Here is an 18,926-nt window from a genome sequence, read left to right as displayed (position 1 = left end):
ATTTTGTGAAATGATATTCCTCTTTGTGCCTGGATTTATCAATTAATTTTGATCGGGGCACTTTTTAATCAATTTCAGAAGAGGAGAACAAAGAATGAATCCAACCATCAAAAAAACAGGAATTCTTATTTTTTCGTTGGCAATAAGTCTCAATATCGTTTATTCTCAAAAAATATCATAGGAGAGCCTTCTTCTTGAGATGACAAACAGGAAGACTTTGGCTGAATATCCTTCACCCGGCTATTTCTGTAAACAATTCAGCAGTTACGACCGGGCATCGGTTGAATCTGATCAAAAAAGCTGGTTTGCTAATTGGGACAGAAGCATGTTTGTAAGAACTGAAACCGATCACGGCAGAAAGGAGTATGTGCTGATGGATGCAAAAGGACCGGGAGCTATCGTAAGGATGTGGATGACATTTTCCGGCGAGAATTCGAGACGAGGAGTGCTAAGGATTTATCTCGATGATTATTTTGCAATCCGCACAATTACCCTTAAAATTAACGCTGAGAATTATGAACAAGCACTTCGAAGCACTATAATTCACATTTCATTTGATGGCATAAGGACAATCAGTGCTCCTATCGGCGACTTTTTCGGTACAGGTTATAAGATAAGAAAAAACCATTCATGGTACACGAAAGTGGACGATGACAGTACTATGTCGTGTTACTGGGTGATGCCTTTTAAAAGGAAATGCAATATCTTGCTCGAAAACAAAGGGGATCAGAATATCAACATTGAACAAGCAAAGGCATAGAGTTATAGAGCCATTTTACGAGCAGGATACGATAGGTGTAGAAATACTGAGAAATTTAGATATTAATAAGGGAAAGAATTTACTGCAAATAGAATATTTGGAACATGAAAATTATGATGGAACTAAATACCAGGTTGGTATGGATTGTATTGAGTTCTTCAATCATTAGCCCTTGACATGGGACGGCATTGAGCACGACAACAGCTCCCTCCAGCGAAGATAGATGATTTTTGTCTGGTAATATCTAGACGAATTCGTTTAAAAAACCTCTATCTTTGTATCTGTAAATATAAAGTTCAATTTTCGCATAATTTATGAATGTAAATGATTACAGTTAAATATAAAACATTGTTTGTCGCGAACTTAGTTGTAATTGTAATGCATGCGAATCTTAAATAAAGAGATAAAACAGATGGCAAGAAAGAGAAAACAACTTCCCTTGCTGGAAGGTGTGACAATTACCGGCGTAGCTGCCGAAGGTAAGGCGGTGGCGAAGGTTGATGGCATGACGCTGTTTGTACCTTTTGCAGCTCCCGGCGATGTGGCCGACATCCAGCTAACGCGTAAGAAGAGCACTTTTGCCGAGGGGAGGGTAGTGCGGTTTCAGCAATTTTCAACGCAGCGGAGCGATCCTTTCTGCCGGCACTTCGGGATGTGTGGCGGCTGCAAGTGGCAGCACCTGCCCTATGAGGAGCAGCTGCGGCACAAGCAGCAGCAGGTGGTTGACAACCTTACAAGGATAGGCAAGGTAGAACTGCCAGAGATCACCCCCATTCTGGGAGCACCTGATACCACTTTTTACCGCAACAAGCTTGAATTTACATTCTCCAACAAACGGTGGCTCACCGAGGAGGAGATAAGCTCTGGTAAGGAGTTCACTCAAATGAACGCTCTTGGTTTCCATATCCCCGGCATGTTCGATAAGGTGCTTGATATCGACAAATGCTGGCTGATGGATGATTTTTCCAATCAGATCCGGAATTGCATACGGGAGTTTTGCCTGGAAAAGGGTTTCCCTTTTTTTGATCTGCGCTGCCAAAATGGGCTCATGCGCACCCTTATGATCCGCAACAGTTCCATAGGAGAATGGATGGTGATTGTGGTTTTTTATGAAGATGATGTAGAAAAAAGAGAGGAGTTGATGAATTTCATAAGTGATAGATTTCCACAAATTACATCACTGCTATACATCATTAACCAAAAAGCAAACGATACCATTACCGACCAGGAGGTGGTGACCTGGCGCGGCAGGGATCATATCTTTGAAGAGATGGAAGGATTGAGCTTCAAGATCGGCCCCAAGTCGTTCTACCAGACTAACAGCGAGCAGGCATATCATCTTTATGAGGTTGCACGTAGCTTCGCACAGCTCACAGGCAATGAGCTGGTGTACGACCTTTATACCGGTACTGGCACCATCGCCAACTTTGTTGCAAGTGAGGCAAAAAAAGTAATTGGTATTGAGTATGTAGAGGAGGCAATTGAGGATGCAAGGGTAAACGCGCAGATAAACGGGATCGAAAATGCGCTCTTTTTTGCCGGTGATATGAAGGATGTACTTACGGCGGAGTTTATTTCAGAACATGGTCATCCCGACGTAATTATTACAGATCCGCCCCGCACTGGTATGCACGTAGATGTTGTCAATGCCATTTTGTTTGCAGCACCAGAAAGGATTGTCTATGTAAGCTGTAACCCGGCCACTCAGGCGCGTGATCTTAATCTGCTGGACTGCAAATACAAGGTTAAACGAGTACAGCCGGTCGACATGTTCCCACATACCCACCATGTGGAGAATGTGGTGTTGTTGGAGAAAAGAGGTTAATTTGATTATGAATGTTCGCACATCTACTTTCGTACTATTAATGGCAGTTGTTTTTGTTATTACCGTGGACAATGTTTTTGCCGCGGAACCACAACAAGAGCAGGTGCTCAAGATGCTATACGAGATGATGGAAGATAAGGCAGTGTTCATGTCCGAAAAAGAAGAACGTGTCGCCTCGATAAAGCAGATGTTGAGAATGCCCAATATGAACGAGATGCAGCGATACGACATAAACCTGCAGTTGTTTAACGAGTATAAAACTTATATTTCCGATTCTGCCATTCATTACGCTAAGCAGAATGTGGAGCTCTCCGAAAGCTTAGGTGATAGCTACAGAATCAATGAATCGAAACTTAATCTCACCTCTTTATATATAGTCTCGGGACTCTATATCGAGGCATTAGATATTCTCACGAATATCAATAAAACTGAGCTCGCCGATAACCTGTTAGTCAACTATTATGATAGCTATAAGCAGTTATATAGAAGCTACTCGTTCAATAATCCCATTGCTCCTGTATATACCGTTAAGAGCAGCCTGTACCGGGACTCGTTGTTAAGTGTCCTGAATAAAGAATCCAACCATTACAAGATTGTTTTTGCCGAAAAGCTGTTCGACGAAAATCGATTAGCCGAATCACAACAAATTTTACAAGAGCTAATCAATCAATCGGAAGAGGAGAATCATGAAAAGGCCGTTTTAACCTATGCCCTTGCAAATATTTACCGTAAAGAAGGAGATATTGACAAGCAAATAGCCTATTATGCGATATCGGCTATTTGCGATATAAAGAATGCGATTAAGGAAAATGCTTCTATGCAGGCATTGGCGATCACACTATTTGAGACCGGTAACATAGAAAAGGCTTATGATTGCATCAAATCGTCGATGGAAGATGCCATGTTTTGTAATGCCCGTTTGCGGACGTATGAAATCTCACAAATACTTCCGATAATCGATTCGGCTTATCAGGAAAAAGTCAGGAATCAGCAGTCAGAACTGCAGCTCTTCCTTGTTCTGGTGAGTCTCTTGTCGCTGTTCCTCATCATCGCTGTTATCTACGTCTATCGACAAATGAAAAAGATCGCCCGAATAAGAAAGGAGTTATATCAAACGAATCTGAAGTTGAATGACCTGAATAATGATTTACAACGTACTGTCGATCAATTGAACAGAACGAATAGAAAATTGTCGGATGTAAACGATGAATTGTCCGAATCCAACGAAATAAAGGAAACCTATATCGGCCATTTCCTAGATCTTTGTTCCACCTATATAGATAAGCTAGAGAAATACCGGAACACGCTCAATAAAAAAGCTGCCGAACGAAAGATAGACGAACTTTTCAGGATGTTGAAATCGCATGATATGATTGATCAGGAGCTGAAGGAGCTATATAAACTGTTCGATAACATCTTTCTTCATCTGTATCCCAATTTCGTGGAGGAATTTAACTCTCTGTTGCTCGAAGAAGAACAATTTAACCTGAAACCTAATGAATTGCTGAACGTAGAACTACGTATATTTGCTCTGATCCGGTTAGGGATAACCGACAGTTCACGCATTGCCAATTTCCTGCATTATTCGGTAAACACTATCTATAATTATCGTACTAGAGTACGAAATAAAGCGGCTGTACCCCGCGATAAATTTGAAAGTCTTGTGAGGAAAATTGGAGTTATACAGAAAATTTGAGATATATATCATCTACTTTTTCACGTCTCTATATTTGAGTATTATGCTGATGTACAGACTGTATAACTATTGTTGTATCTATATGTTAACTATCCTGATTTTTTTTCTGTTACTTCATCTTTTACATTTGCCTATGTTATTGTTGAATTTATCTTGAGGCTACTATTCATTGAAATTAAACGAGAACGATGAAATTTTAATTAGTCGACCCTAGAAAAGTACTAATGTAAATTGATGTATAAATGTGACTATAACCTTTGTATTTTTTATTTTCTAAATTTATTAACATGGGGGAAAAACAAAAATTATCCAAAGAGCCTATTGCATGCAGGTTATTATTATTATTGATGTTGTGTGTAATATTCAGTATTCATCTGTCGGCTCAGAATCAAAAAACTATTTCCGGGAATATCACTGATGAGAATGGTGTTTCTGTTATAGGTGCTTCCGTTTTTGTAAAAGGGACTACAACCGGTACCGTAAGTGATATCGATGGTAATTTTTCTTTGGCAGTGCCCGAATCATCAGTAATAACCATATCTTATATGGGATATCACCCGCAGGAGATATCGGTTGCTGGTAAAACGAATCTCTCTATTGTGCTAAAAGAGGACAATCAGCTGCTGGATGAGTTGGTTGTAATCGGATATGGTGTGATGAAAAAAAGAGATCTCACAGGCGCTGTATCATCGGTTTCGGGGGAGACGATGAAGGACAAGCCGGTAGCCAGTATCGGGGAAGCGCTTCAGGGACGGGCTGCAGGTGTGCAGGTCATCTCCTCCGGTAAACCGGGTGACAATGTCTCCTTCCGCATCAGGGGAATTAGCACTATCAATAACAGCGAACCGCTTCTGGTTATAGACGGGGTACCCACGGACCTGGGAATCAATTCCCTGAATATGGAAGATGTGGAAACCGTGGATGTGCTCAAAGATGCTTCTGCCACTGCCATTTACGGGTCGCGGGGGGCAAACGGCGTCATATTGGTTACCACGAAGAAGGGGAAATCTGGTGACGGATCTATCTCATTTAGTGCGAACTGGGGAGTACAAACTGCTACCGGCATGCCACAGATGTTGAATGCTACACAGTTTGCCTCGTTACATAACGAGATGATTGCCAATTATAACCAGTTCGCCTCCTCCCCGCTGACACAGCGCGCCGACTTTGCTGATCCAACGGTTTGGGGTGAAGGTACCGACTGGCTTGATGAACTCTTCCGTTCGGCGAGAATGAGAAACTATACGGTTTCCTATTCCGGAGGTAGTGATAAGGGAAATTATTATGTGTCGGGAGGAGTATTCGATCAGGACGGTGTTGTGTCTAATACATCATACCGACGATACACGGTGCAGTTCAATAGCGAATCGAACGTGCGTTCATGGATAAAATTCGGGAACAATATAACCCTGAGTCACGATATCAAGAAACAGGGTTCTTATGATATTCGCGGTACTATGGCTTCGTTACCTACTCAGCCGGTTTACAACGAAGATGGTTCATACTCCGGTCCTGGAGAACCGGCTTATCAGTACGGGGATATACGCAATCCTATTGGAACAGCAACACTTAGCCGAAACAGAACCAACGGATACAACGTGCTTGGAAATATCTTCGCTGAAATAAAACCGGCAGATAAACTTACTTTTAAGTCACTGGGTGGCATCGACTTCAAGTTTTGGGATCAGAACAGCTTTAGTCCCAAATATGACTGGAAGCCCATCCCGCAGCCGCAGTCATCACTGTATGAAGAGTCGAATAAAAGTCTTACCTATCTGTGGGACAATACGCTTACTTACCTCGACACCTTCGCAGATAAACACAACGTAAACGTGATGATTGGTTCCAGCGCCCAGAATAACTTGTATAACCGCATGAACGCAAGTGTGCAGGGATTCCTGAGTGATAATAACAGCCAGTTGAATAACGGGCTTACCGACCCCACCGTCGGGGGTACCAAAAATGATTGGGCTATCCTCTCGTTTATGGGGCGAGCCAATTACAATTACGACAACAAATATCTTTTCACCGCAACAATCCGTCGCGATGGCTCCTCCCGATTTTCCAAAGAAAACAGGTGGGGTACTTTTCCCTCGTTCTCCGCAGCTTGGCGCTTGTCGGAAGAACCTTTCTTCCACGCAAACGAATGGGTCGACGATGTGAAAGTCCGTTTGGGATACGGAGAAACGGGAAACCAGGGAGGTATAGACAACTACGCCTATTTTACCAGGTTGAAAACAGGGCAGTATGTGTTCAACGGCACACCGGTTTCTACGCTTTATCCGCTGGTGATGCCCAATCAGGATGTACAATGGGAGACGGTAAGGCAGTTTAATGCCGGGGTGGATCTCTCTTTATTGAATCAACGGATTAATCTGACGCTTGATGCTTACCTAAAAAACACAAGCGATATGCTGGTGCCGATGTCAGTACCCATCACTACAGGTTATTCAGACATTTACGTGCCGAGTATAAATGCCGGAGAGATTAGGAACAAAGGGCTTGAGCTGACTGTCTCCTCCAGAAACCTCACGGGCCAGTTTGAATGGGATACCGATTTCAATGTTTCTTACAATAAGAATGAAGTAATCAAAATGAATGACGGTATTGCCCTGTTTACCGGTGGGGATATCAATATGACTAAAGTGCAGGTGAGTGCCGAAGGACGACCTGTGAACGCGTTCTATGGTTATGTAACCAACGGCATCTTCCAGAATCAGGAGGAGGTGGACCGGTATGCTACGCAGGTAACCGGCGGAACAGCACCTGGCGATATCAAGTTTCGTGATCTTGACAACAACGGAGTCATCAATGCCGATGACCGTACCTTTATCGGTAATCCATTCCCTGAATGGACGTTCTCCATGAACAACAGCTTTGCTTACGGAAATTTCGACCTGCAGGTCTTTTTCCAGGGTGTGGCCGGAAACGACATTTACAATGCCAACAGAATATGGCAGGAAAGTATGTCAGTCCCGCAGAACCAGACGACAAAGGTGTTGGACCGCTGGACAGGAGAAGGAACAAGTAACAGTGTTCCGCGTGCTGTCTACAGTGACCCCAATCAGAATGTACGCCATTCCAACCGGTTTATCGAGGATGGATCATACCTTCGTTTGAAAAATCTCACGTTAGGATATACGCTGCCGAAATCAGTAGCACAGAAGGCTCAACTAAGTATGGCACGACTCTATCTCTCTTGCCAGAACCTCTTTACATTGACCGGTTATTCTGGTTTTGATCCTGAAGTAGGGGCAGGAGGTGTAGATCTCGGCACCTATCCGATAACACGTACAATCAGTTTAGGCCTAAATATTCAATTTTAATCGATGACAATATGAGAAAAATAGCATATATAATTGGACTTTTATCGGTATTGACACTCTTTGGATCCTGCTCCGATTTTTTGGATAAAGTTCCGTATGAAGACCCAAGTGCCGAGGCACTCACGGACGAAGCGTCGGCTATTGCCCTGGTAAATGGGGCTTATCAGCCGCTACAGCGTCCCAAATTATACAACATGAGAATCTGGACGCTCGATATCATTGCAGGAAACAGCGAAGTGGGTGCTGGTGGAGGCACCGACGGGATAGAGACTGTTACCTTGGCAAATTTTGTAGCTACAGCCGACAATGCAGCTGCACTGGACATATGGCGAGGTCCCAATCCCGGGATACTATACTGCAATACGGTATTGGAAAATGTGCCGAAGATGGATATCGACGAATCGTTGAAAAACCGTTCTATCGGAGAAGCGAAGTTTCTTCGTGCCAACTATTATTTCATTCTGGTGCAGCTTTTCGGAGATGTCCCGATGACGGTCTCTACACCGAAGCCTGGAGACAACCTGCTGCCCGAGCGTACCGACAAAATGACCATCTACAACGAGGTGATAATTCCTGACTTGAAGGATGCAATTGAATTGTTGCCGGTCAGGGAAGCATATTCGGGAAGCGACATCGGCCGTGCTTCCAAGGGTGCGGCTGCCGGCATGCTGGCAAAGGTTTATCTGACATTGGGAATGTATGCAGAATCACTACAGATGAGTGAGCTGGTAGAGAGCCTCGGTTATACCCTGAATTCCGATTACAGCGATAGCTTCGGGGGTGAGGAACGGCATAAGAACACAGCAGAGTCTCTGTTTGAAGTGCAATATTACGGACTGACCAAGGCTGGTTTCTGGAGTGATGAAAACCAGGCCAACTGGCTAAGTACCTACATGGGTCCGCGTAATACAGGATGGGTTGGCGGTGCTTATGGCTGGAACCAACCGACACAGGAGTTCGTGGACCAATATGAGAATGGGGACTTGCGTAAAGACAAAACTGTCTTGTATGAGGGAGGCCCTGATTTCGACGGCAAATCATACAAAGCAAATATGTCGAACACGGGTTACAATGTTCGGAAGTTCCTTGTGCCACTGTCCGTTTCTCCAGATTATAATACCAACTCAGCGAACATCGTGGTATTGCGTTTTGCAGATGTGTTGTTGATGAAAGCTGAAGCGCTGAATGAGCTGGGAAGAACAACAGAAGCAGAAGAACCATTATACCAGGTGCGTAAAAGAGCAGGCCTGACAAATCGGGGAGATGTGGAGAATCTCACAACCGAACAGATGAGAGAGAAAATCAGAAATGAACGTCGCATTGAACTGGCCTTCGAAGGACATCGCTGGTTCGATATCATCAGGTGGGATAACGGACAATATGCCTTGGATTTCCTGCACTCCATCGGTAAAATCAACGCGACGCAGAAACACCTGTTGTTTCCTATCCCGCAAAAGGAGAGGGATGCCAATCCTAATCTCACACAAAATCAAGGATATTAATATCAAAAAGAGAGACTGTTATGAAGATATACAGATTACTATTTTTACTGTCGTTGTGGGTCACACTGTTTGTAGGGTGTGCCGACGATAATTACATGGAACTGGACAAGGGAAGCAGTCCCCTTGAAATAACTGCTTCATCGGCTGAAATCGAGCTGGATGCTGCAAATCCGACTTCGGAAGCCCTGAAATTGTCATGGACAACCGGTTCCAACCAGGGTACCAATGCCGGAATTAGCTATACCTTTCAGATGGATTTGCAGGGTAATAACTTTGTCGGAGGTGTATCGATTGATTTGGGAAGGGGTGTATACGAAAAAATTTACAAGAACGAAGAGCTGAATGAGATATTGCTAAATAATTTTGGTGTTGAGGTCAATAAGGAGGTAGTGCTGGAGGCTCGTGTTATTGCTACTATCGCTGCAGAGGGTATCGAACCGGAGATTTCGAACCTGCAACGCCTCTCGGTCAAAACACACAAACCGATTACCAAGACACTGTACATGCTGGGTGATGCTACACCCAACGGATGGAATGCCGGCGAAGCCACAGAAATGCGCCCCATCAGCAATGTTCCCAAAGGGTTTACCTGGACCGGATCGCTTTCGCCTGGCAATGTTAAATTTATCACCACGCTGGGAGAGTTTGCTCCCTCTTATAACAAGGGAGAGAGCGATACGAAACTCTATCTGCGCGAAAGTTTTGATGATCCCTACGACGAACAGTTCGAAATAACTGAAGGAGGAACCTATACGGTAAAAGTGAATTTGATTACGATGACAATCAGTATTGTAAGAGGTGAAGGACCGGAATATAGCGAATTGTGGTTTGTAGGCAATCCCACCGGATGGAGTTTTCAGCCGATGGCCGTGAATCCTGTGGATCCGTTTATCTTCCATTACAATGATGACCTTTCAGCCGGGGGTGAATTTAAAATAGGAACTGCAGCAGGAAACTGGGACGCACCCTTTTTCCGTCCCACTGTTGATAAGACAGCAGAAGGCATAGGCCTCGATGTGGACAAATGGGCGGGTGATCCTGATTATAAATGGAACATTACTGGCGGCGTATATAAAATCAAACTGGATACACGGGACATGAAGATAGATATCGTTCCATTTGTGCCATTTGAAATGGTTTACCTCGTAGGCGATGCTTCACCCAATGGATGGGATATTGGCAATGCTACCCCTATGACGGCCACAGCCGATCCCTACAAGTTCACATGGAGCGGATCACTTAAGGGTGGAGAGCTGAAGTTTACGTGCGACAAGCAATCCGATTGGAATGGTGCCTGGTTTATTGCGAGCGAAGCAGATAAATCACCTACGGGGCAGACAGAACAGATGTTGTTTAATTATCCCGGGGCTGGCGTGGACTACAAGTGGAGGATTTCGGAATCCGGCACTTATAAAATCGAACTCGATCAGTTAAAAGAAACCATCACCATTCAAAAACAATAAACAAACAGGGATGATCTGCCACATCGGATGAAAGGTGTGGCAGATCCCTGATTCAAATTATGATTAAAAAAATCACCTTCCTGTTTTTTATCTGTTTGCTGACATTGGTTTCATGCAAAGATGATTATGATACAAAAAACAATCCGGTAACTTATGGCGATGCCTATCTGGCGGTTGGCATTACTACCGATAAGTCGGTATATAAACCAGGGGAGACTGTTCGTATTACCCTGAAAGAAAAACCTTCCGGCAACCCAAAAGTGCGTTATTCGCACCTGGGAAAAGTAATAAAGGAGGAGGAGCTGCAGGGGACGAGCTGGTCATGGATTACACCAGCAGAAGATTTCAAAGGGTATATGGTGGATATTTACGAAACTGATGAAAAAGGAGAAAAGATTTATCACACCATTGCTGTGGATGTTTCTTCCGACTGGACAAAGTTTCCTCGTTACGGCTTTCTCTCTTCATATGGTGATCTGTCGAAGATGCAGGTTGGGAGAAATATTGAGATTTTAAACCGTTACCACATCAACGGGGTTCAATTTTATGACTGGATGCACGACCACCACCGCCCGCTGGCAGGAACCGTAGATAATCCGCTGTCCCAGTGGCCCGATCTCATTGGTCGTACCAACTATCTCTCTACAGTGAAAAGTTATATTGATGCCATACATGGGAGAGGAATGAAAGCGATGTTTTATAATCTCGCATTTGGCGCATTGAGCAATGCGGCGGCTGATGGTGTAAAGGAAGAGTGGTATATTTTCAAGGATTCCAACCGCTCAGTCAAAGACAGTCACCATCTTGATTCCCCCTTTCGCAGTAGCATTTACCTCACAAATCCGGCAAACAATGCGTGGCAGAACTATCTCATAGCACGTCATAACGATGTATACCGGGTATTCGATTTCGACGGTTATCATATTGATCAGTTAGGTAACCGGGGAATGGTATACGATTATGAGGGCAATGTGGTGAAGCTGGATGAAACCTATGCTCCCTTTGTTGCTGCCATGAAGCAGTACGAATCTGGCAAGCGGTTGGTGATGAACGCGGTTGGCCAATACGGACAAAAGTATATTGCCAAATCTCAAGTAGACTTTCTCTATACCGAAGTGTGGGATGAAAGCAAAACTTACGAAGAGCTGGCAGAAGTGATTCATGACAACAATGCTTATGCTGATAACAAGAAACAGACCGTGCTTGCTGCTTATGTTAACTATGCAAAATCCAACAGTTCTGGTTATGTGAATGCACCGGGTGTATTGTTGACCAATGCGGTGATATTCTCGTTCGGAGGGGCTCACCTTGAACTGGGTGAACACTACCTGGCAAACGAATATTTTCCAAATTCTAACCTGCAGATAAAGAGAGAGTTGAAGGAGGCTTTGGTTTGTTACTACGATTTCCTTGTGGCTTATCAGAATCTTTTACGTGACGGAGGAGCGTTTGCTTCGTTTAGTGTGCAGTCGGTCGACAATCGGGCCAGGTTCGAAAGCTGGCCTTCATCACAGGGGACTGTAGCCGTTACCGGCAAAAGATTTACAGACAAGGAAGTGATTCATTTTCTTAATTTCTCTGATGTAAATTCCATGGAATGGAGAGATACCAATGGAATCCAGAAAGAACCAGCGATGATCATCGGCGCGGGAATAAAAGTTACAGTGAACAGTGAAGTGAAAAATGTCTGGTTTGCTTCGCCGGATATAAACGGTGGGGCAGCCAGAACGCTCGACTTCACACAGGCAGAGAATGAAGTCAGATTGACACTTCCGTCGTTGAAATATTGGGACATGATTGTCATCGAGTATTAACTATCATGTAAAAGAAATTTGATGAAGTATCTACAATTTATATTACTGCTGATTCTCTTTACTCCTTTTGTCATCTATGCACAACAAGGTGGTAGAGTGAAGGAGGTCACCTCATATACAAAAGAGGGAAATAGGGTTGTGTTTAATGCGGATGATGGATCGAGGCTATCACTGGATTTTCTCAGCAGCTCTGTCGTGAAAATATGGTTCGATCCCCATGGCACATTTGTTTGCAAAAATAAATCGTTTGCAGTAATCAATGAGGACCTCGAAAATATGGGGAAGATAACGGTGAACGACGAACCATCATCCTACGAGATATACACTTCCAGGCTCCGTATCAGGATGAACAAGAGCCCGATGCAACTACAGATTTTTGATAAATGGCAAAAACTGTTGTTCAGTGATTATAAGGAGATCGGTCACGTGTCTGACTCCACGGCGAAGAAAGCTTACAAGGTATTGCGAGACGACGAACAGTTTTTCGGCTTGGGAGAAAAGGCCGGGCCTCTCAATCGACGCGGACGGGAATACAAGATGTGGAACAGCGACCGCCCCTGCTACAGTGTAAACGAGGATCCGCTATATAAAAGTATACCCTTCTTTATGAGTAGTTACCAATATGGGATTTTCCTTGATAATACTTATAAAACAGAATTCAAATTTGGTACAGAGTCCAATGAATATTATTCGTTTGAGGCACCAGACGGAGCATTTGTCTATTACTTTATTTTCGGGAAAGATTATAAGGATATCCTGAGTCAGTATATCTCCCTGACAGGGAAACCTATTATGCCGCCTAAGTGGGCGTTTGGCTTCTCGCAAAGTCGTGGTCTTTACACGAAAGAAGCGCAGGCACTGGAGGTGGCTGCCGAATTCCGTAAGCGTCAAATTCCATGCGATATAATCTATCAGGATATCGGTTGGACACAATATTTGCAGAATTTTGAATGGAGAGAGGAAAATTACAACAATCCGAAGCAAATGCTCTCTACTTTAAATGAGCAAGGTTTTAAAGTGATTCTTTCACAGGATCCGGTGATCTCTCAAGCAAATAAGAAACAGTGGGCAGAAGCCGACAGTCTCGGTTATTTCGTAAAGGATTCCCGAACAGGGAAAGCGTATGATATGCCCTGGCCATGGGGAGGTAACTGTGGGGTGGTGGATTTTACCATTCCGGAGGTGACCGACTGGTGGGGTGAGTACCAGCAGAAACCATTAAATGATGGAGCTGCCGGATTCTGGACAGATATGGGCGAACCGGCATGGAGCAATGAGGAGGACATTGATCGACTTCATATGCGGCACCATATCGGTATGCACGGTGAGATTCACAATGTGTACGGACTGACCTGGGACAAGGTAGTAAAAGAGCAGTTTGAAAAGAGGAACCCGGGCAAACGGGTGTTCCAGATGACGCGTGCAGCTTATGCCGGACTCCAGCGCTATACCTTTGGCTGGAGTGGCGATAGCGGCAATGGCAATGATCTCCTCGAAGGGTGGGGGCAACTACGGAACCAGGTGGCGATCGGTATCTCTGCCGGATTGGGAGGTATTCCGTTCTGGACAACAGATATTTCTGGCTATTGCGGTGATATTACCGATTACCCGGCAACGGCAGAACTCTACACCCGGTGGATGCAGTTTGGCATTTTTAATCCATTGAGCCGTGCTCATCACGAAGGTGATAATGCGGTAGAACCTTGGATGTTTGGAGAAACAGCTGAGAAAAACAGCAAAGCTGCCATCGAATTGAAATATCAGCTCTTTCCTTACCTGTACACTTATACCCGGAAGGCGCATGATACAGGATTGCCTATTATGAGGGGGCTGTTTATGGAATATCCCTACGACGAAGTGGCACTGAAGGTTGAAGATCAGTTTATGTTTGGTGAAGAACTGCTTGTAGCGCCGGTATTGAAAAAGGGAGAAAGGGTAAAGCGTCTCTATCTGCCCGAAGGGGAATGGATTGATTTTAACGACAAAAAAACCGTTTATTTGGGTGGACAGCAAATTGCTTATCGTGCATCTTTAAATGTGATTCCCATTTTTGTAAAGAAAGGCTCCATCGTCCCGATGATGCCGGTAATGCAATATATCCACGAAAAGAAAGACTATCCGTTGTTTATTCATATTTTTCCCGACTATGAAGATGAAACGGCAGAATTCGAACTCTATGAAGATGAGGGAGAGAACCTCGAGTATCTCGATAACATCGCTTCAAGAACGCGGTTTACCTGTACTACGCTGTCCGACGGATACCGTACGGAAATTGTACCGTCGGATAATGGATTCAAACAATCGGACAAAAGGAACATGATCCTGGCTTATCATCTCGATAAAATGCCTGTTTCGGTCACCGTGAATGGTAAAACAGCCAAAAAAACGGATGAAGCTTCTGTTTACCGCACAGCGGAGAACGATGTTTCATCTATAGCATGGTGGTGGAGCGAGGAGTCGAATGAGTGTCGAGTGAAAATACCCGATCATAGAAAAAAGATAACCATATTAATTAAAAAAGCATATAAAAGAATCCATTGTAACCAAGACTTATGAATAAGGAACTTATAGACAAATGAAGGTCCGGTTTTTTGTCTTGGTTCTCATGTCTTAATTTTAATCATATGAGGAAAATATTTATACTATTATACTTTTGCCTGATTGCCGGCATCATAGCGGCACAGAATCTGAGATCACCAAACGGTGATCTGGAGATGAATTTCTTTGTCGATCAACAAGGAACGCCGGTGTATACCTTAAAATATAATGGGAAAACGGTGATCAATCCAAGTAAATTGGGCCTTGAGCTGATTGGAAGCGACAAGGTGGAGTTCGGTTCTGAAATTAATCGTAAAAAAGATCCCAAAACATCTTTGTACGACGGATTCAATGTAGCTGAGGTACAATACAGTTCATTCGATGAGATATGGGAGCCCGTATGGGGTGAAACGAAAGAGATCCGCAACCGATACAACGAGATGGCGGTAACACTCAACCAGAAGGATACTGATCGCGATATGGTGATCCGTTTTCGTCTGTTTGACGACGGACTTGGGTTTCGGTATGAATTTCCGCAGCAGAAGAATCTGGTTTACTTTGTCGTCAAAGAAGAGTTGACCCAGTTTGCTATGACCGGAGATCATACCGCTTACTGGATTCCGGGCGACTATGATACCCAGGAATATGATTATAATATTTCCAAATTATCGGAGATCAGAGGCCTCAATGAAGGGGGTAGACAGGAAAACCTCTCTCAGACTGGATTTTCTGATACAGGTGTACAAACTGCATTGCAGATGAAAACAGCCGAGGGCATTTACATCAACCTGCACGAAGCAGCCTTGATTAACTATGGAGCCATGCACCTGAATCTGGATGACCATGATTTCATCTTTCAATCCTGGATCACACCCGATGCCAACGGAGCAAAAGGTTATTTACAAACTCCCTGCACAATACCTTGGCGTACGATTATCGTAAGTGACGATGCACGTGATATCCTGGCATCCAATATTACATTAAACCTCAATGAGCCTTCGAAGATTGATGATACTTCCTGGATTAAACCCATGAAATATGTCGGCGTATGGTGGGAAATGATTACCGGAAAAAGCGACTGGTCCTATACGCATGATTTGCCAAGTATTCATATAGGTGTTACGGATTATTCTGTGGTAAAACCTCACGGACGACACGGAGCCACTACAGACAATGTAAAAAGATATATCGACTTTGCGGCAAAGCATGGGATGGATGGTGTATTGGTGGAAGGGTGGAACATTGGCTGGGAGGATTGGTTCGGTAATTCAAAAGATTTTGTTTTCGATTTTCAAACGCCCTATCCTGATTTCGATATTGAGGAGATACACCGTTATGCGAAAAACAAGAACATAGCAATGATCATGCATCATGAAACATCATCTTCGGTGCGAAACTATGAACGCCATCTCGATAAGGCATATCAATTGATGAACAGGTATGATTATCCTGCCGTGAAGAGCGGTTATGTGGGGGATATTATTCCCCGTGGTGAGAACCATTATAGTCAGTGGATCAACAACCATTACCAGTATGCGATAGAGAAGGCGGCGGAATATAAGATCATGGTCAATGCCCATGAGGCTGTACGTCCCACTGGTATTTCACGTACCTGGCCCAACCTGATTGCCAACGAATCGGCACGAGGAACAGAATATCAGGCTTTCGGGGGTAACAAGCCGAGTCACGTAACAGTACTGCCTTTCACGCGTCTTATCGGCGGGCCGATGGATTATACCCCGGGTATTTTCGAAATGGATATTTCTAAAATCAATCCCAACAATCAGTCGCACTGCAATTCTACCATCGCCAATCAGCTGGCATTGTACGTGACAATGAGTAGTCCATTGCAGATGGCTGCCGATCTTCCGGAGAATTACGAGCGTTTCCCCGATGCATTCCAGTTTATCAAAGATGTGGCATTGGATTGGGATGAAAGCTTATACCTCGAAGCAGAGCCGGGAGCATACATTACTGTTGCCCGAAAGGAGAAAGGAACAAATAACTGGTTCGTCGGCAATACCACGGGGAATAGCAAGTTTACTTCTAAAATCTCATTCGATTTTTTGGATCCCGGCAAACAATATATTGCTACGATATATGCTGATGCAAAGGATGCTAACTATAAGACCAATCCACAGGCTTACACTATCCGCAAGGTAGTCGTAACTGATAAATCCGAACTGATACAGCAAGCGGTAGCTGGAGGTGGTTTTGCTATTAGCCTGTTTCCAGTAAAGGATAAAGTGCAGGTCAAAGGATTAAAGAAACTGTAAATTGTGAAAAAGCGGGGTTTACATCAAAGCACCCCGCTTTTTGCTATCTTACTGCCTCAACAGTATATCCCAACTTTCTCAGACCTTCAATTAAGCCCTCCTCTCCTGGTAGGTGCAAGCATCCCACAGCAATGAATGAAGACTTCTCCTTCATGATTGCCGGCAGTTTCTCAAGCCATTTACGGTTGCGATCACCATTCAATGCATTTTTCTCTGCATCGGTGTTGGGACACGGGTCGTCAGGTATCTCTTTGTCATATAGTTCTCTCAGTGCATCAATATCCTGGGCATGATATGCTACCTGAAGATCGTCCATCTGTTCTTTCAACAAGTCGGGATGCTTCACCATACATATCAACATATCGGCTTGCCTTTGTAATGTTTGAATATTTAGCAACAAGTCTATCTGATCTTGAGCTGTTTCCAGCCCCATCACGGGACGGGAAAGCCTTATTGCTTCATCCTGAAAATACTGGTCGAGGCTTTGTGCAGAAGCAGCAGAAGGATAAAACCTCTGAAAGAGAGAGATAGAAATTAAATTTGTAAGAACTGCAGGTTTAAGCATCCCCAGCTTTTCCAGCCCAACTCCCAAAACGTCTCGGAGCATACTATCAAGCAACATCTCTTCTTCGTGGTCAAGTAATGAGCTGTAAGTTACTCCTTCAGGCATTGCCGCCTGGCTCATTATTTGCATCTGCATGCCTGCCATATCACTCATATCCAGTTCTCCAACGGTCTGCTTAGTATTTTCAAAAGCGGAGCGGATACCGTAAATGCTGTCCAGAATTGATATAGGGACAAGGTGGTGTGTGCCAAACAGATAGGATGGGTTTTCAAGTCCGTTGCCGGACACTTTCCATAACAGGGAGCCTGCATTGCTAACTGATGAATTAGAACAGGATAACAACAGAAAAAGCGTTAATAAAACACTTAAAATTTTTTTGTCATTCATTATTCGTTTTTTTGGCGAGTTAGTAATTTTTTTATTTATTTCCAATTCATAAGTCTCCTTATGTTTTTATGTAGCCACTTAGCAGCAATACATCATGTCTGTTTGCTAATTGTGAATAGACATATCATATTCAGGGCTTTCTGGATAATCTCAATTATAATATAAAAAATCAGGGAGACTCAACATATTCCCTGATTTTTTATATTAATTCATGATGCGACTTATTGAGCAGATATGCTTGTGTCAATGGGAGTATATGTTCTATTTCCCAGCTCTTTGTCCATGGTGTAAATGCCAAAGCCGTTATTGCCAATAAGTTTCAATGCGTCAATCACGCCCTGGGCAGTCTCCTCCTCTTCAACCTGTTCGTTTACGAACCATTGCAGCATGTTTTCGGTTGCATAATCATTTTCCTTCCTGGCTATTGCAACAATATTGTTTATAAGCGAGGTAACAACTCTTTCGTGCTCCAGTGTATCTTCAAAAGCATTAAGCACTGAATCCCATGATGTGCTTACCTTTTCAATAGGTGCTAATTCCACTTTATTTCCTTTGGCTATAAGATAATTCATGAACTTAAGTGCGTGATCTTGTTCTTCCTGAAACTGTACTTTAAACCAATTGGCAAAACCGGGCAATCCGGCATTAGCAAAATGAGAGGACATGGACAGATATAAGTAGGCCGACCAGAATTCGGCGTTTATCTGTTTGTTGATTGCAGATTCTAATTCTTTACTTACCATAATTATAATTGTTTTTGTTATTATCTATGTC

Annotated in this window: 11 protein-coding genes; 9 read left to right on the top strand and 2 right to left on the bottom strand. The window is 43.6% G+C overall.

Going from position 1 to position 18,926, the window contains the following annotated elements:
* Positions 1 to 217 precede the first annotated feature (217 nt).
* The 9 genes from KDN43_RS02715 to KDN43_RS02675 all read left to right on the top strand — a co-directional run bounded on the left by KDN43_RS02715 (position 218) and on the right by KDN43_RS02675 (position 17,200).
* On the top strand, positions 218 to 760 hold the full coding sequence (locus KDN43_RS02715) for a DUF2961 domain-containing protein (RefSeq protein WP_238868163.1): 543 nt from the start codon (positions 218 to 220) through the stop codon (positions 758 to 760).
* A gap of 412 nt (positions 761 to 1,172) precedes the next feature.
* Positions 1,173 to 2,585: a 23S rRNA (uracil(1939)-C(5))-methyltransferase RlmD gene (rlmD, locus tag KDN43_RS02710; RefSeq protein ID WP_238868162.1), complete on the top strand. Its 1,413-nt coding sequence runs from the start codon at positions 1,173 to 1,175 to the stop codon at positions 2,583 to 2,585.
* 7 nt (positions 2,586 to 2,592) lie between these two features.
* Positions 2,593 to 4,281, top strand: coding sequence for a DUF6377 domain-containing protein (locus tag KDN43_RS02705; protein ID WP_238868161.1), 1,689 nt, complete (start codon positions 2,593 to 2,595; stop codon positions 4,279 to 4,281).
* A gap of 287 nt (positions 4,282 to 4,568) precedes the next feature.
* Positions 4,569 to 7,607 (top strand): SusC/RagA family TonB-linked outer membrane protein, encoded by a 3,039-nt coding sequence (locus tag KDN43_RS02700; protein ID WP_238868160.1) that lies wholly within the window; start codon positions 4,569 to 4,571, stop codon positions 7,605 to 7,607.
* An 11-nt stretch (positions 7,608 to 7,618) separates the two neighbouring features.
* Positions 7,619 to 9,109, top strand: a complete 1,491-nt coding sequence (locus KDN43_RS02695) for a RagB/SusD family nutrient uptake outer membrane protein (RefSeq protein ID WP_238868159.1) — start codon at positions 7,619 to 7,621, stop codon at positions 9,107 to 9,109.
* A gap of 20 nt (positions 9,110 to 9,129) precedes the next feature.
* A complete protein-coding gene (locus KDN43_RS02690) occupies positions 9,130 to 10,572 on the top strand; it encodes a SusF/SusE family outer membrane protein (RefSeq protein ID WP_238868158.1) in 1,443 nt (480 codons plus the stop codon).
* 59 nt (positions 10,573 to 10,631) lie between these two features.
* Complete coding sequence (locus tag KDN43_RS02685) at positions 10,632 to 12,386, top strand: endo-dextranase (protein WP_238868157.1); 1,755 nt, start codon at positions 10,632 to 10,634, stop codon at positions 12,384 to 12,386.
* Positions 12,387 to 12,407: 21 nt separating this feature from the next.
* Positions 12,408 to 14,942: a glycoside hydrolase family 31 protein gene (locus KDN43_RS02680; RefSeq protein ID WP_238868156.1), complete on the top strand. Its 2,535-nt coding sequence runs from the start codon at positions 12,408 to 12,410 to the stop codon at positions 14,940 to 14,942.
* A 68-nt stretch (positions 14,943 to 15,010) separates the two neighbouring features.
* A complete protein-coding gene (locus KDN43_RS02675; protein WP_238868155.1) occupies positions 15,011 to 17,200 on the top strand; it encodes a glycoside hydrolase family 97 protein in 2,190 nt (729 codons plus the stop codon).
* Between the two features lie 43 nt (positions 17,201 to 17,243).
* Here KDN43_RS02675 and KDN43_RS02670 read toward each other — a convergent pair whose 3' ends face one another.
* Entirely contained in the window at positions 17,244 to 18,152 is a 909-nt protein-coding gene (locus KDN43_RS02670; protein ID WP_238868154.1) for a TraB/GumN family protein, read from the bottom strand.
* A gap of 221 nt (positions 18,153 to 18,373) precedes the next feature.
* Entirely contained in the window at positions 18,374 to 18,895 is a 522-nt protein-coding gene (locus tag KDN43_RS02665) for a ferritin (protein ID WP_238868153.1), read from the bottom strand.
* Positions 18,896 to 18,926 lie beyond the last annotated feature (31 nt).

Source organism: Proteiniphilum propionicum, from assembly GCF_022267555.1.
GTDB classification, from domain to species: Bacteria; Bacteroidota; Bacteroidia; order Bacteroidales; family Dysgonomonadaceae; genus Proteiniphilum; species Proteiniphilum propionicum.
The sequence above is the reverse complement of the archived record's forward strand: the minus strand, read 5'-3'. Positions and strand labels throughout refer to the sequence as shown.

Bases quoted from the DNA above. Each gene is read 5' to 3' on its own strand.
- rlmD (WP_238868162.1), top strand. From the start codon at position 1,173: ATGGCAAGAAAGAGAAAACAACTTCCCTTGCTGGAAGGTGTGACAATT.
- KDN43_RS02705 (WP_238868161.1), top strand. From the start codon at position 2,593: ATGAATGTTCGCACATCTACTTTCGTACTATTAATGGCAGTTGTTTTT.
- KDN43_RS02700 (WP_238868160.1), top strand. From the start codon at position 4,569: ATGGGGGAAAAACAAAAATTATCCAAAGAGCCTATTGCATGCAGGTTA.
- KDN43_RS02695 (WP_238868159.1), top strand. From the start codon at position 7,619: ATGAGAAAAATAGCATATATAATTGGACTTTTATCGGTATTGACACTC.
- KDN43_RS02690 (WP_238868158.1), top strand. From the start codon at position 9,130: ATGAAGATATACAGATTACTATTTTTACTGTCGTTGTGGGTCACACTG.
- KDN43_RS02685 (WP_238868157.1), top strand. From the start codon at position 10,632: ATGATTAAAAAAATCACCTTCCTGTTTTTTATCTGTTTGCTGACATTG.
- KDN43_RS02680 (WP_238868156.1), top strand. From the start codon at position 12,408: ATGAAGTATCTACAATTTATATTACTGCTGATTCTCTTTACTCCTTTT.
- KDN43_RS02675 (WP_238868155.1), top strand. From the start codon at position 15,011: ATGAGGAAAATATTTATACTATTATACTTTTGCCTGATTGCCGGCATC.
- KDN43_RS02670 (WP_238868154.1), bottom strand. From the start codon at position 18,152: ATGAATGACAAAAAAATTTTAAGTGTTTTATTAACGCTTTTTCTGTTG.
- KDN43_RS02665 (WP_238868153.1), bottom strand. From the start codon at position 18,895: ATGGTAAGTAAAGAATTAGAATCTGCAATCAACAAACAGATAAACGCC.